Consider the following 13,406-nt stretch of genomic DNA (forward strand, 5'->3'; position numbering starts at 1 on the left):
CAATTACTGCTGCATGTTGATCATGACGTTTTCCTGCCACAGACGCGGCAAGGTTTTCGCGCTCTTATCCCAGGCAGCCGGATCTGCAATCGGGTGCGCATTTTTGTATTCGCTGGAAGGCAGCAGTTTGGCTTTTGCATCGTCTGGCAGCGTGATGTGATCGGCACGGATTGGACGGGCATAGCCTTGTGCCAGATTGATCTGACCGGCATCAGAGAAGATGTATTCACGCGCCAGTTTGGCGGCGTTCGGATGTTTGGCGAATTTGTTGATGATCGTGGTGTAACCGGACGTGATAGTGCCATCAGATGGGATCACCACGTCGAAGCGGGTTTTGTCGATTTTGTCGCGATAGCTCAGACCGTTGAAGTCCCAGACTACGCCAACCTGCACTTCACCTTTTTCCAGAGACGCGATGACCGGGTTAGTCAGGCTCAGACGCCCTGCTTTCGCCAGTTTGCCAAAATATTCCAGACCTGGTTTCAGGTCCTTTTCATTGCCGCCCATCGCGTAAGTTGCCGCCAGCACGCCATTTGCGGCCTGCGCTGCGGTGCTCACGTCACCGATAGTCACTTTGTATTTGCTGTTTAGCAGATCAGCCCAGCTGTGTGGCTCATCTTTCACCTGCGATTTATCAATGATGAAGGCGATAGTGCCGGTATAAGCAAGTGCCCACATACCCTCTTTATCTTTTGCCCAGTCTGGTACCTGATCCCAGGTGGTCGGTTTATAGGGCTGAGTCACGCCTTTTTGCACGGCAACGGGTCCAAAAGCTGCACCCACGTCGCCAATATCAGCACTGGCATTGTCTTTTTCTGCCAGGAATTTCGCGATCTCCTGTGCCGAACTCATATCGGTATCGCTATGTTTCAGGCCATACTTGGTGCTCAGATCACTCCAGGTTCCTTTCCAGTTCGCCCAGTCATCAGGCATACCGACACTGTTTACCGTTCCTTCGGCTTGTGCCGCTTTCAGGAGTGCAGCAGGAGGTTCAGCGGCAAATGCCGATGAAGCGGAGAGGACAAGCGCGCTGGTTAACACAGAAGCGAACAACTGTTTCATAACGGATGCTCCGGATGGTAGTGTGTGTGAAGTGCTGGTCTAGTCCAGCAAGAACCAAGCCAATCTAACGCTCAATTGTGATAATTATATGTCAGCGCGAAAAAGCAGCAGTTTTAAGCTTATCGCTGTTAACAAGCGCACATTATTTACACGATGAAAGTTCAGATTGGTGCAAAAACGCACTGAAATGAGGCTTGCTGACCGATGAGTGAATCGCAGACTACCCTTGCCGTTATCTGCAAGGCATTAAGCGAAAGTATTGCGGCCGGGGCATTTTCTGCCGAGGGAAGGCTGCCTTCTGAGCGCACGTTGAGTGAACAGTTTTCCACTACCCGTATTACATTACGGGAAGCATTGAGCCAGCTTGAGGCCCAGGGTCTGATTTACCGGGAAGTACGCCGGGGCTGGTTTGTTTCCCCGCCACGCATTGTCTACAACCCGCTGCAAAGAAGTCACTTTCACGCAATGGCGAAAGATCAGGGGCGCAGCGCAAAGACCACAGTGATTAATGCGAAGCACTGTATTGCCAGCGATACGGTGTGTCAGAAGTTATTGTTGCCGTCAGAGAGTGAGGTCATTTGCATCCGGCGGTTGCGTTATATCGATAACCGCCCGGTTTTGTACGTCGAGCACTATCTTAATCCTCTGTATTTTCAGGGCATTCTTGACGCGGATCTCACGACATCGCTGACTGATTTGTACGCATCCCGCTATGACATCCATTACGGACGCGTGCGTTTCGACATGGTGCCGACATTGCTGCCTGAAGAGGCGTCACATGCGCTGAAAGTGGCTCCCGGCAGTCCGGCGCTGTTTATTACGCGTATTAACCGCGACCAGCACGACCGGGTTATCGACTGCGATTTAGAATACTGGCGCTATGACGCGCTGCACATTGATGTGGAAGTGAGTTGATTTAAGTGGAAAAAAACACCGATGGGATACCCTAAATCATTCGAGATGAATTAAGGCGGCAACTGAATGAACCCCAGGAGCTTACTGAAGTAAGTGACTGGGGTTCGTGATGGCAGCCAATGCAGAGTCAACTTGAAGGATGACGGGTATTAGTCGGCGTCGTAACCTAAGTTCGGCGCCAGCCAGCGCTCCACTTCGGCGACCGGCATATTTTTACGTGCCGCGTAATCTTCGACCTGATCACGCTGGATTTGTGCCACGGCGAAGTATTTGCTGTCAGGGTGGCTGAAATACCAGCCTGACACCGCAGCACCCGGCCACATCGCAAAGGATTCGGTCAGTTGCATACCGGTATTGGCTTCCACATCCAGCAGCTTCCAGATTTGCCCCTTTTCAGTGTGTTCAGGACAGGCCGGGTAACCGGGCGCCGGACGTATTCCCTGATAATTCTCGCGGATCAGCTCTTCGTTGCTCAGATTCTCGTTGGCGGCAAAACCCCAATACACCTTGCGCACTTTCTCATGCAGGTATTCCGCAAACGCTTCTGCCAGACGGTCAGCCAGCGCCTTGATCATGATTTTATTGTAATCATCATGCTGTTTGTCATACGCCTCGGCCAGCGCATCCTCCTCCAGCCCGCCGGTTACAGCAAATGCCCCCATGTAATCTTTCTTGCCGCTGGATTTCGGTGCGACAAAGTCAGCCAGGCAATAGTTGGCGAAATCGGTTTTTTCCGTTTGCTGACGCAGATGATGGCTGACCACCAGCACGTCTTCGCGGCGTTCATCGCTGTAGATTTCGATGTCATCGCCTTTGCGGTTTGCCGGGAAGAGACCGACGACGCCGCGTGGGTTGAGCAATTTCTCAGCGCAAAGTTTATCGAGCAGGTCATTGGCATCTTTGAACAGGCGTTTCGCTTCTTCGCCGACAACTTCATCTTCAAGAATGCGCGGATATTTACCTGCCAGCGACCAGGTCATGAAGAACGGCGTCCAGTCGATGTAATTGCGCAGTGTTTCAATGCTGGCTTCGACTTTCTGGATGCCCAGACGATGGACCACCGGTGGCGTGTAAGCTTCCCAATCGATAAAAGTAGCGTTGTCGCGGGCCACTTCAAGACTCACTGGCGGCGTGCGCGGCTTTTTACGACCATGCTGGATACGTACAGTGTCGTACTCTTTACGTGTACGTTCGATAAACGCGTCCCGCTGATCTTTTGACAGCAACGCAGACACCACGCCGACAGAACGCGAGGCGTTTTGCACGTAGCAGGTCACACCACTGTAATTTTTTTCGATTTTCACCGCAGTGTGCGCTTTCGATGTGGTTGCGCCGCCAATCAGCAACGGCATGGTAAAACCACGCCGCTCCATTTCTTTCGCGACGTTGACCATTTCATCGAGTGACGGCGTAATCAGCCCGGAAAGCCCGATGATATCGACGTTTTCTTCGATGGCGGTTTTCAGGATTTTGTCCGTCGGCACCATTACACCGAGATCGATAATCTCGTAGTTATTACATTGCAGCACCACGCCAACGATGTTTTTACCGATGTCATGGACATCGCCTTTGACCGTGGCCAGCAGGATTTTGCCGTTGGTCTGGCCCTTTTCCTTGCTGGCTTCAATGTATGGCTCCAGATAGGCCACAGCCTGTTTCATCACGCGCGCGGATTTCACCACTTGCGGCAGGAACATTTTACCGGCACCAAACAGGTCGCCGACGACGTTCATACCGTCCATCAGCGGGCCTTCGATCACTTCGATAGGACGCGCGGCCAGCTGACGGCACTCTTCGGTATCCAGTTCGATAAATTCGGTAATACCTTTCACCAGCGAGTATTCGAGGCGTTTTTTCACGTCCCAGCTGCGCCATTCCGCCTGCTGCTTATTCGCTTCTCCATCGTCCTTGCTGCCACGGTATTTTTCAGCCAGTTCAAGCAGGCGCTCAGTACCATCATCGCGGCGGTTGAGGATCACATCTTCGACGGCGTCGCGCAGTTCAGCCGGTAAATCATCATAAATCGCCAACTGACCGGCGTTGACGATGCCCATATCCATACCGTTGCGGATGGCGTGATACAGGAAGACGGCGTGAATGGCTTCACGTACCGGTTCGTTACCGCGGAAAGAGAATGAAACATTGGAAACACCGCCGGAAATCAGCGCATGCGGCAGTTGTGCTTTGATATCGGCGCAGGCTTCGATGAAATCGACGGCGTAGTTGTTGTGTTCGTCAATGCCGGTCGCCACCGCAAAGATATTCGGGTCAAAAATGATGTCTTCCGGCGGGAAGCCGACTTTTTCAGTCAACAGCTTGTAGGCACGGCGGCAGATTTCAATTTTGCGGGCGCGGGTATCCGCCTGCCCGGTTTCATCGAATGCCATGACCACAACGGCCGCGCCGTACCGGCGTACCATACGGGCGTGGTGCAGGAAGGCTTCTTCGCCTTCTTTCATGGAAATGGAGTTAACAATCCCCTTGCCCTGAATGCATTTCAGGCCTTTTTCGATAACATCCCATTTGGAGGAGTCGATCATGATCGGCACACGGGCGATATCCGGTTCACCGGCAATCAGGCTGAGGAAACGCACCATTGCCGCTTCGGCGTCGAGCATCCCTTCATCCATGTTGATATCGATGATTTGCGCGCCACTTTCTACCTGCTGACGGGCTACCGCCAGCGCTTCCGCATACTTTTCTTCTTTAATCAGTCGCTTGAAACGAGCAGAACCGGTCACATTAGTACGTTCACCGACGTTCACAAACAGCGTCTGTGGATCGATGGTCAGCGGTTCCAGCCCTGCCAGACGACAGGCAACAGGAATGGTCGGTAAAGCGCGGGGCGGTACGCCTTCCACGGCTTTCACCATCGCCGCGATATGCGCAGGCGTGGTACCACAGCAGCCACCGACAATGTTCAGAAAGCCCGAGCGTGCCCATTCGGCAATATGCTCAGCCATTTCTTTGGCTTCGAGATCGTATTCACCGAAAGCATTAGGTAAACCGGCGTTCGGGTGCGCGGTGACATAACATTCTGCAATACGAGATAACTCAGCGACATACTGACGTAACTCATCCGGACCCAGCGCGCAGTTAAGGCCAAAGGTGAGCGGTTTAACGTGACGCAGCGAGTTATAAAAAGCTTCGGTTGTCTGGCCAGATAAGGTGCGGCCGGAAGCATCAGTAATCGTGCCGGAAACCATGACAGGCAATACGATGCCCATTGCTTCGAATTCACTTTCTACTGCGAACGTCGCGGCTTTGGCGTTGAGAGTATCAAATACGGTTTCGATCATGATCAGGTCGGCACCGCCTTCGATCAGTGCCCGGGTGGATTCGCGATAGGCTTCAACCAGCTGATCGAAAGATACGTTACGAAATGCGGGATCGTTAACATCCGGGGAAATCGACGCCGTCCGGTTGGTCGGGCCTAAAACCCCGGCAACATAACGCGGTTTATCCGGCGTACGGGCGGTCCACGCATCGGCACATTGACGCGCCAGCCGCGCAGCTTCATAGTTAATTTCAGCCGACAGCGATTCCATATGGTAGTCAGCCATTGCAATCGTGGTGGAGTTGAAGGTGTTGGTTTCGAGGATATCTGCACCAGCAGCAAGATAACCGTTATGGATCTCGACGATCACGTCTGGTTTGGAGAGCACCAGAAGATCATTATTGCCTTTAAGATCGCTTTCCCAGTCAGCAAAACGCTCACCACGGTAATCTTCTTCTTCCAGACGATAGCTTTGGATCATGGTGCCCATACCGCCATCCAGAACCAAAATGCGCTGTGCCAGCTGCTTATGTAGCGCCTCAACTCGATTAGTCACTTTCACCTCATCACCCATCACGCACACCCGGCAAATTGTTCATTCATGCGCCGGAAATCATGGTCAACATCCTAGCATACCTTCCTCAGCCAAAAGCCCGCACCGACGTGAGACTTTTTCAATTCGGGAAGACATCCCGCAAACGCAGTGCAACACATCGGATGAGCGTAAAGGCAGGTTGCGATCCATACTGTAAAAACGAAAACCAATTCCAAAAATGATTTTTCTTCGCCAGCTTTTGGCGCATCTTACAAGGAACAGGCTCATGGCAACGTCCGTAACGGCTCCGGCCAAACGTGCTAAGAAAACCAAAGCCGCGGCTGTAACCGGCAGCGCAGCGACCGGGCAGGTGCAGTCCCTGACACGTGGCCTTAAGTTGCTGGAATATATCGCTGAAGCCCAGGGCAGCGTGGCACTGACCGATCTCGCCCAGCAGGCGGGTTTACCCAATTCCACCACCCACCGCCTTCTGACCACCATGCAACAGCAGGGATTTGTCCGTCAGGTCGGCGATTTGGGCCTGTGGACCATTGGCTCACATGCTTTTATCGTAGGAAGCAGTTTCCTGCAAAGCCGGAATTTACTGGCAATGGTGCATCCGATGTTACGCCGCCTGATGGAAGAATCCGGCGAAACGGTGAATCTGGCGGTGCTGGATCACAGTGATTATCAGGCGATCATCATCGATCAGGTGCAGTGCAATGCCCTGATGAGGATGTCAGCGCCGATTGGTGGCAAATTACCGATGCATGCGTCGGGTGCCGGTAAAGCATTTCTTTCGACGTTGCCGGAAGAGCGTCTGGCAAAACTGCTACATAAAATAGGCCTGCACAGCTATACGCCCCTGACAAAAACGTCTCCTGTGAATCTGAAGCAGGAGTTGGCGGATACCCGTAAACGCGGCTATGCCTTTGATGATGAAGAGCATGCGCTCGGACTGCGTTGTGTGGCAACCTGCATTTACGACGAACACAACGATGCCTATGCGGCGATTTCAATCTCGGGCCCGGTTTCACGAATCACCGATGACCGCGTGACGGAACTGGGTGCACTGGTGATTCATGCGGCGAAAGAAATCACGCAGGCCTACGGCGGTGGAAAACACTGAGAAAGATGCTGAAATCCCACCATTATCCGGGAGGATTTCAGCAAATTAACGCTGGCTAAAACGCCGGGAACGACGATACGCAAAAACATCTTCGACGTGCCCTTCACGGATACGCTGTTGCAAACCGCGCCAGTAACCGGCGCTAAACAAATCGTCGTGTAGCGTTTCAAAGATTTGACCAAGGCGTTTGTCGCTGCAAAGGAAATGCCGGAATTCTTCCGGGAAAACATCGCCCGGAGCAATGCTGTACCAGGGTTCGCTGGCCAGTTCATCCTCCGGGTAACGGGGTGCGGGAATATCGCGAAAATTAACTTCAGTCATGTAGCAGATTTCATCGTAGTCATAAAACACCACACGACCATGACGGGTCACGCCAAAATTCTTAAACAACATGTCGCCGGGGAAGATATTCGCCGCAGCCAGTTGTTTGATCGCATTGCCGTATTCTTCAATCACGTCATGAAGCTGCGTATCGCTGGCCTGTTCCAGATATAAATTCAGCGGCGTCATACGCCGTTCAATGTACAGATGCCGGAGCGCAATGCTGTCCCCCAGATCTTCTATCTTGGCAGGTACTTCGCGCTGTAGTTCAGCCATCAGTTCAGGGCTGATGTTTTTCTTCGGCAGAACAAAGTGCTCAAATTCCTGGGTATCGGCCATCCGCCCGACGCGGTCATGCTCTTTCACCAACTGATAGCAGGCTTTGACCTGTGCCTCCGTCACTTCTTTCTGCGGCGCAAAATTATCTTTTATCACCTTGAACACGCGGTCACTGCCAGCCAGGGTAAATACCAGCATGACCATGCCCTTGACCCCCGGCGCAATAATAAAAGACTCGTCGGTTTGCGCCATAAAGTGCAAATGTTCACGGTAACATTCTGTTTTTGCGTGCTTTTGACAACCGATAGCGCTGTACAGCTCAGCCGTGGTTTTGGCCGGTAAAATCTCACGTAACCATTCAACCAGCGCACCGGGCTGCGGGGCATACACCATAAAATATGAGCGGGCAAAGCCAAAGACTATGCTGGCATCGTTGCTTTCCGTCAGACAGGCATCAACAAATAACTCATTCTGATGACTAAGATGCACCGGCAATAACAGCGGGAATATCTGTGAAGCACATCTGATTTTGCCGATTATCCACGCGGCTTTATTGCGATAAAAAATCTCGGTAGCGATCTCAATATCAGCATCCGCAAGCCACTCTGCGGGGAAGCGTTGCTTTAATGCAGTGGCAATATAATCCACATCACGGTTCGCATCCTCCCACGGTAAGCGCACCGGCAGGTCATCAAGGACTTTTACCAGCGTGGCAAAGAAATTACCCTGAACCGGGTAGAGGCGTGACAAAGGACGGGCACAATGTTGCTGACGCCGGGAGGACTGCTCACTGAAAATAAAAAGTTTGTCCGCTGTCAGATCGCGATGTTTGAAAATCCGGCAATAGACTGAATTAAAAAAGCTTTCAGCGATTTCAGCCCTCGGATAATCAGGCAGTAATCCGGAGTAACATTCCTTTATGCGGATCAGAAACGCGGCATCATAAAAACGCTGGCCGGTAATGCATTTGAGCTGGGCGACAACCAGACCGACATGGTGGTCATACAAATGGATACGTTGCTTCATCGCTGCCTGTACCGCTGACCAGTCGGCATTTTCAAAGCGCTGCTGCGCCCCCGATGTCACTTCGAGAAAGCGGCCGTACTGGGCGTCGAACCCCTGTAAAATAGTCTGCGCAATCAACAGCTCTATACGCATAGTGGCGACTCCCTGAGGAAAGAGACCCGGCTTTCACCAGGTCTGATGAGCATCAGTGTGACGTCGGAGAAAACTGCTGTTCTTCGGTAGAGCCGGTGAGTGCGGTGACCGAGGAGCGACCGCCCTGAATAATGGTGGTGACTTTGTCGAAATAGCCGGTTCCGACTTCCTGCTGATGAGAAGCAAAGGTATAGCCGCGATCTATGGCCGCAAATTCCGGCTCCTGCACTTTATCCACGTAGTGCTTCATCCCCTCGCCCTGTGCATAAGCATGGGCAAGATCGAACATGTTGAACCACATGCTGTGAATGCCCGCCAGCGTAATGAACTGATACTGGTAACCCATCGCGGCCAACTGGTCCTGGAAACTGGCGATGGTTTTATCGTCGAGATTCTTCTTCCAGTTAAACGATGGCGAACAGTTATAGGCCAGCAATTTGCCCGGGAATTTAGCGTGGATGGCCTCAGCAAAACGCTGAGCCAGTTTCAGATCAGGCGTCGATGTCTCGCACCACACTACGTCGGCATAAGGTGCGTACGCCAGACCGCGACTGATGGCCTGCTCAATACCGGCGTTCGTCCGGTAGAAACCTTCATGTGTTCTTTCGCCGGTAATAAACTGGCTGTCATACGGGTCGCAGTCCGACGTCAGTAAATCTGCCGCATCGGCATCGGTACGTGCCACCAATAACGTCGGCACACCAAGAACATCGGCGGCAAGACGCGCGGAAATCAGCTTCTGTACGGCTTCCTGTGTCGGCACCAGAACTTTGCCGCCCATATGCCCGCACTTCTTCACCGCAGCAAGCTGATCTTCAAAATGAACGGCGGCAGCACCGGCTTCAATCATGGATTTCATCAGTTCAAAGGCATTGAGTACGCCACCAAAACCGGCTTCAGCGTCCGCCACAATCGGCAGGAAATAGTCGGTATAGCCAGGCTGCCCGGGCTCAATGTTATTGGCCCACTGGATCTGATCAGCGCGACGAAAAGTGTTGTTAATCCGCGCCACAACTTCAGGCACCGAATTCACAGGATACAAAGACTGGTCGGGATACATACTGGAAGCCGTATTGGCATCCGCGGCAACTTGCCATCCCGAGAGATAAATGGCTTCGATACCCGCTTTTGCCTGTTGTAAGGCCTGGCCACCTGTCAGCGCGCCGAGGCAATTCACATACCCTTTACGCGATGCGCCGTGGAGTAAATTCCACAGGCGGGCAGCTCCGTGCTGAGCCAGCGTACACTCCGGATTGACTGAACCCCGCAGGCTGATCACTTCTGCCGCCGTGTAAGGTCGGGTGATATTTTTCCAGCGTGGTTGGCTCCACGTTTCTTCAAGCTGCTGAATTTGCTGAGTACGGTTCGTTTTCATGGCAAATACTCCGGTCTTTTTATGTGTAGGGTAAGAAGGATCAGGCCAGCAGCTGATAGCCCGGCAGGGTCAGGAAGTCGATTAACTCATCTTGTGTGGTGATTTTTTCCATCAAGGCAGCCGCCTGCGTGAAACGACCGGCGCTGAAACGTTGTTCGCCCAACTCCTGCTGAATAACCAGCATTTCTTCGTTCAGCATGCGGCGGAATAACGGCTTGGTGACGGGTTGTCCGTCATTAAGCGTTTTGCCGTGGTGGATCCATTGCCAGATGGATGTGCGGGAGATTTCAGCCGTGGCAGCATCTTCCATCAACCCGTAAATCGGGACGCAGCCGTTGCCAGAAATCCAGGCTTCAATGTATTGCACTGCGACACGAATATTGGCGCGCATCCCCTCTTCAGTACGCTCGCCGGAACAAGGTTCGAGTAATTGCTCTGCAGTAATTTCGGCATCTTCTTCACGCAGTACATCCAGCTGGTTTGAACGGTTGACGAGTGCCTTATCGAATACCTCAAGCACTGTGTCTGCCAGCCCAGGATGGGCGATCCAGGTACCATCATGTCCGTTATTCGCTTCCAGCTCTTTGTCTGTCCGGACTTTGTTCAGCACCCATTCGTTGCGTTTAACGTCTTTGCTGGGAATAAAGGCCGCCATTCCGCCCATCGCAAATGCTCCACGCCGGTGACAGGTTTTAATCAGCAGCCGGGAATAAGCATTTAGAAAAGGCTGAGTCATCGTTACGGACTGACGGTCAGGTAATATACGGTCAGCATGATTCTTCAACGTTTTGATATAACTGAAAATGTAATCCCAGCGACCACAGTTCAATCCGACAATGTGATCGCGCAAGTGGTAAAGGATTTCGTCCATCTGGAAAACCGCAGGCAGGGTTTCAATCAGCACCGTGGCTTTAATCGTGCCCCGCGCCAATCCCGCATAATCCTCGGCAAAACTGAAGACCTGGCTCCACCAGTCAGCCTCATGATAAGACTGCATTTTTGGTAAATAGAAATAGGGGCCACTGCCTTTTGCCAGTAATGCGCGATAGTTATGGAAAAAGTACAAAGCGAAGTCGAACAACGAACCGGGAATAGCTTCACCCTGCCAGTTCACATGCTTTTCAGGTAAATGCAGGCCACGTACACGACAAATCAGAACGGCAGGATCAGGTTTGAGCTGATAAATTTTCCCGGATTCATTGGTGTAGCTGATACTCCCGTTCACCGCATCGCGTAAGTTAATCTGCCCTTCTATAACTTTCTGCCAGTCCGGTGCCAGAGAGTCCTCAAAATCCGCCATAAAGACTTTTACATTGGCGTTCAGCGCATTGATCACCATCTTGCGTTCGACAGGACCAGTGATTTCTACCCGGCGATCCAGTAAATCAGCCGGAATGCCCCGTACCTTCCAATCTGAATTTTTTATGGAATGCGTTTCCGAAATAAAATCAGGCAACACCCCCTGATCTATCTTCTGCTGTACGGCAATGCGATCGGCCAGTAATCGATTTCGCAGCGGGGTAAAACGGACAACCAGTTCGGATAAAAAATCCACGGCTTCTTCGGTCAGAATTTGCGCTTCGTTTTCACCAAAACGGCGCGTAAAACCAAGCTGACTGCGGGTAATTTGCTCAGACATCGTTTATCTCCTGATTTATCTGCTTAATCTGCCAGACCGCCTCACTGAACAGATGCTATTACGGTCGAAAACATACCCGAGATACGCTCATGATCCTGAGGTGGCTTTTCTCTGGTTATTTATTGCCCGATAGATTTAAGCGTAATCAGTAATTTCATAAAATCAAAAACGATTTCCATTTTATTTCAAAATTAAAAAAATTATGATTTTAATCAATCAGATAGAATTAGATAAATTTTCCATAAAATGGGAATGAATTTCGAATCTAAGAAAAATGTATGCAGAAGGAAGAAGATCAGAAAAAAGATCGCAGGGAGAAAAAGGGGAGAAAAACAGACGACCGATAAGATCGTCTGCTGGAAGCGGAAAGGGATTTACTCGAGTGTCGGATTCATCTGGCGCAGATCAAACGGCGTGATCTGATAAACATAGTAATTCAGCCAGTTAGTGAACAGCAGATGTCCATGGCTTCGCCAGGTCGCCTTCGGTGCCAGCTCGGCGTTATCCTGCGGGAAATAGTTGTAAGGCATTTCAGGTGATAACCCCGCCGCCACATCACGCAGATACTCTCCTGCCAACGTTCCCGCATCATATTCAGGGTGCCCGGTCACAAAAGCCATCCGCTTATCTTTTGTCGCAAAGAGATAGGCGCCGGCTTCGTCGGATTCAGCAAAGATCTCCAGATCCGTGTGCTGGCGGAGCACATCAGCCGGAAAATCTGCATAACGGGAATGGGGTGCCAGGAAGCTTTCATCAAAGCCACGGGTCAGTAATGCCAGCGGTTGCAGCGTCTGATGAGGATACACACCCGAAAGCTTCGCTTCGCGGGTCATTTTAGGTAGTCCATAAAGCACATTCAGAGCAGCCTGAACCGCCCAGCAAACAAAAAGTGTGGATGTTACATGCTTTTTCGCCCAGTGGATCACGCGCTCAATTTCCGGCCAGTATGCTACATCACAAAAATCGACCAATCCTAAAGGCGCACCGGTAACGATCAGGCCATCATAGTTGTCATGCTGAATGTCTTCAAAGTCACAATAGAAATTATTCAGATGCTCTGCAGGGGTGTTTTTAGATTCACGACTGTCAATGCGCAGCAGCTGCACATCTATCTGCAGAGGAGAGTTGGAAAGCAGCCGTAAAAACTGATTTTCGGTCTCAATTTTCTTCGGCATCAGGTTGAGAACCAGCACCTTAAGAGGACGGATCTCCTGCGTTTTCGCACGTGATGACGTCATGACAAAAACGTTCTCATTGCGCAGGAAATTCACGGCTGGTAATTCATCTGGAACCCGGATCGGCATAACAACTTCCTCACTACATCCATTTATACGTTTAGACTTCTAGATAGCCGAAGATAACGGGTTTTGATTGAGATGTCGAGCCTGCAAGCGGTAAGTGAAAATGTTTCAGCTTAAGCTACTAATTTAGACGGTCTGGTTATAAAGGAGAGCAGTTCAGGGCGCAGGAGAGATAAAAACGGCGAGTTAAGTTGTGGATCCTGACGGTTTTTAGGATAGATAATGTACAGAGCATTTCAAATTCCGCATAGCAAAAAGCCCCGTACTTTCGTACGGGGCTTTCCACTTATTTGATGCCTGGCAGTTCCCTACTCTCGCATGGGGAGACCCCACACTACCATCGGCGCTACGGCGTTTCACTTCTGAGTTCGGCATGGGGTCAGGTGGGACCACCGCGCTACTGCCGCCAGGCAAA

8 protein-coding genes and 1 rRNA gene are annotated in these 13,406 nt (G+C 51.5%); 2 read left to right on the plus strand and 7 right to left on the minus strand.

Going from position 1 to position 13,406, the window contains the following annotated elements:
* Positions 1-3: 3 nt before the first annotated feature.
* Complete coding sequence (locus tag LC431_RS23635; protein WP_013577385.1) at positions 4-1,062, minus strand: ABC transporter substrate-binding protein; 1,059 nt, start codon at positions 1,060-1,062, stop codon at positions 4-6.
* A 204-nt stretch (positions 1,063-1,266) separates the two neighbouring features.
* Between LC431_RS23635 and LC431_RS23640 the strand changes: the two genes are divergently transcribed.
* Positions 1,267-1,977 carry a UTRA domain-containing protein gene (locus tag LC431_RS23640; protein WP_015690560.1) on the plus strand — a complete coding sequence of 237 codons (711 nt, stop codon included), beginning with the start codon at positions 1,267-1,269 and terminating at the stop codon, positions 1,975-1,977.
* 149 nt (positions 1,978-2,126) lie between these two features.
* Here the strand turns inward: LC431_RS23640 and metH are convergent, their stop codons facing one another.
* Positions 2,127-5,828: a methionine synthase gene (gene metH / locus LC431_RS23645; RefSeq protein WP_013577387.1), complete on the minus strand. Its 3,702-nt coding sequence runs from the start codon at positions 5,826-5,828 to the stop codon at positions 2,127-2,129.
* A gap of 247 nt (positions 5,829-6,075) precedes the next feature.
* Between metH and iclR the strand changes: the two genes are divergently transcribed.
* On the plus strand, positions 6,076-6,918 hold the full coding sequence (gene iclR, locus LC431_RS23650; protein WP_013577388.1) for a glyoxylate bypass operon transcriptional repressor IclR: 843 nt from the start codon (positions 6,076-6,078) through the stop codon (positions 6,916-6,918).
* Positions 6,919-6,963: 45 nt separating this feature from the next.
* Here the strand turns inward: iclR and aceK are convergent, their stop codons facing one another.
* From aceK to rrf, 5 genes are all read right to left on the minus strand, one after another.
* Positions 6,964-8,676, minus strand: a complete 1,713-nt coding sequence (gene aceK, locus LC431_RS23655; protein WP_013577389.1) for a bifunctional isocitrate dehydrogenase kinase/phosphatase — start codon at positions 8,674-8,676, stop codon at positions 6,964-6,966.
* Positions 8,677-8,728: 52 nt separating this feature from the next.
* The gene (aceA, locus tag LC431_RS23660) at positions 8,729-10,051 is read right to left on the minus strand and encodes an isocitrate lyase (RefSeq protein ID WP_013577390.1); all 1,323 of its coding nucleotides are present in this window, start codon (positions 10,049-10,051) and stop codon (positions 8,729-8,731) included.
* 40 nt (positions 10,052-10,091) lie between these two features.
* Positions 10,092-11,690 carry a malate synthase A gene (gene aceB, locus LC431_RS23665; RefSeq protein ID WP_223510389.1) on the minus strand — a complete coding sequence of 533 codons (1,599 nt, stop codon included), beginning with the start codon at positions 11,688-11,690 and terminating at the stop codon, positions 10,092-10,094.
* A gap of 374 nt (positions 11,691-12,064) precedes the next feature.
* A complete protein-coding gene (gene metA / locus LC431_RS23670) occupies positions 12,065-12,994 on the minus strand; it encodes a homoserine O-succinyltransferase (RefSeq protein ID WP_013577392.1) in 930 nt (309 codons plus the stop codon).
* Between the two features lie 292 nt (positions 12,995-13,286).
* Positions 13,287-13,402, minus strand: a 5S ribosomal RNA gene (gene rrf / locus LC431_RS23675).
* Positions 13,403-13,406 lie beyond the last annotated feature (4 nt).

Origin of the sequence: Rahnella sp. GSA61A (assembly GCF_019969905.1) — a bacterium.
GTDB classification, from domain to species: Bacteria; Pseudomonadota; Gammaproteobacteria; order Enterobacterales; family Enterobacteriaceae; genus Rahnella; species Rahnella aceris.

Excerpts from the sequence above, each read along its gene's own strand:
- LC431_RS23635 (WP_013577385.1), bottom strand. The coding sequence starts at position 1,062 with ATGAAACAGTTGTTCGCTTCTGTGTTAACCAGCGCGCTTGTCCTCTCC.
- metH (WP_013577387.1), bottom strand. The coding sequence starts at position 5,828 with ATGGGTGATGAGGTGAAAGTGACTAATCGAGTTGAGGCGCTACATAAG.
- aceA (WP_013577390.1), bottom strand. The coding sequence starts at position 10,051 with ATGAAAACGAACCGTACTCAGCAAATTCAGCAGCTTGAAGAAACGTGG.
- iclR (WP_013577388.1), top strand. The coding sequence starts at position 6,076 with ATGGCAACGTCCGTAACGGCTCCGGCCAAACGTGCTAAGAAAACCAAA.
- metA (WP_013577392.1), bottom strand. The coding sequence starts at position 12,994 with ATGCCGATCCGGGTTCCAGATGAATTACCAGCCGTGAATTTCCTGCGC.
- aceB (WP_223510389.1), bottom strand. The coding sequence starts at position 11,690 with ATGTCTGAGCAAATTACCCGCAGTCAGCTTGGTTTTACGCGCCGTTTT.
- aceK (WP_013577389.1), bottom strand. The coding sequence starts at position 8,676 with ATGCGTATAGAGCTGTTGATTGCGCAGACTATTTTACAGGGGTTCGAC.
- LC431_RS23640 (WP_015690560.1), top strand. The coding sequence starts at position 1,267 with ATGAGTGAATCGCAGACTACCCTTGCCGTTATCTGCAAGGCATTAAGC.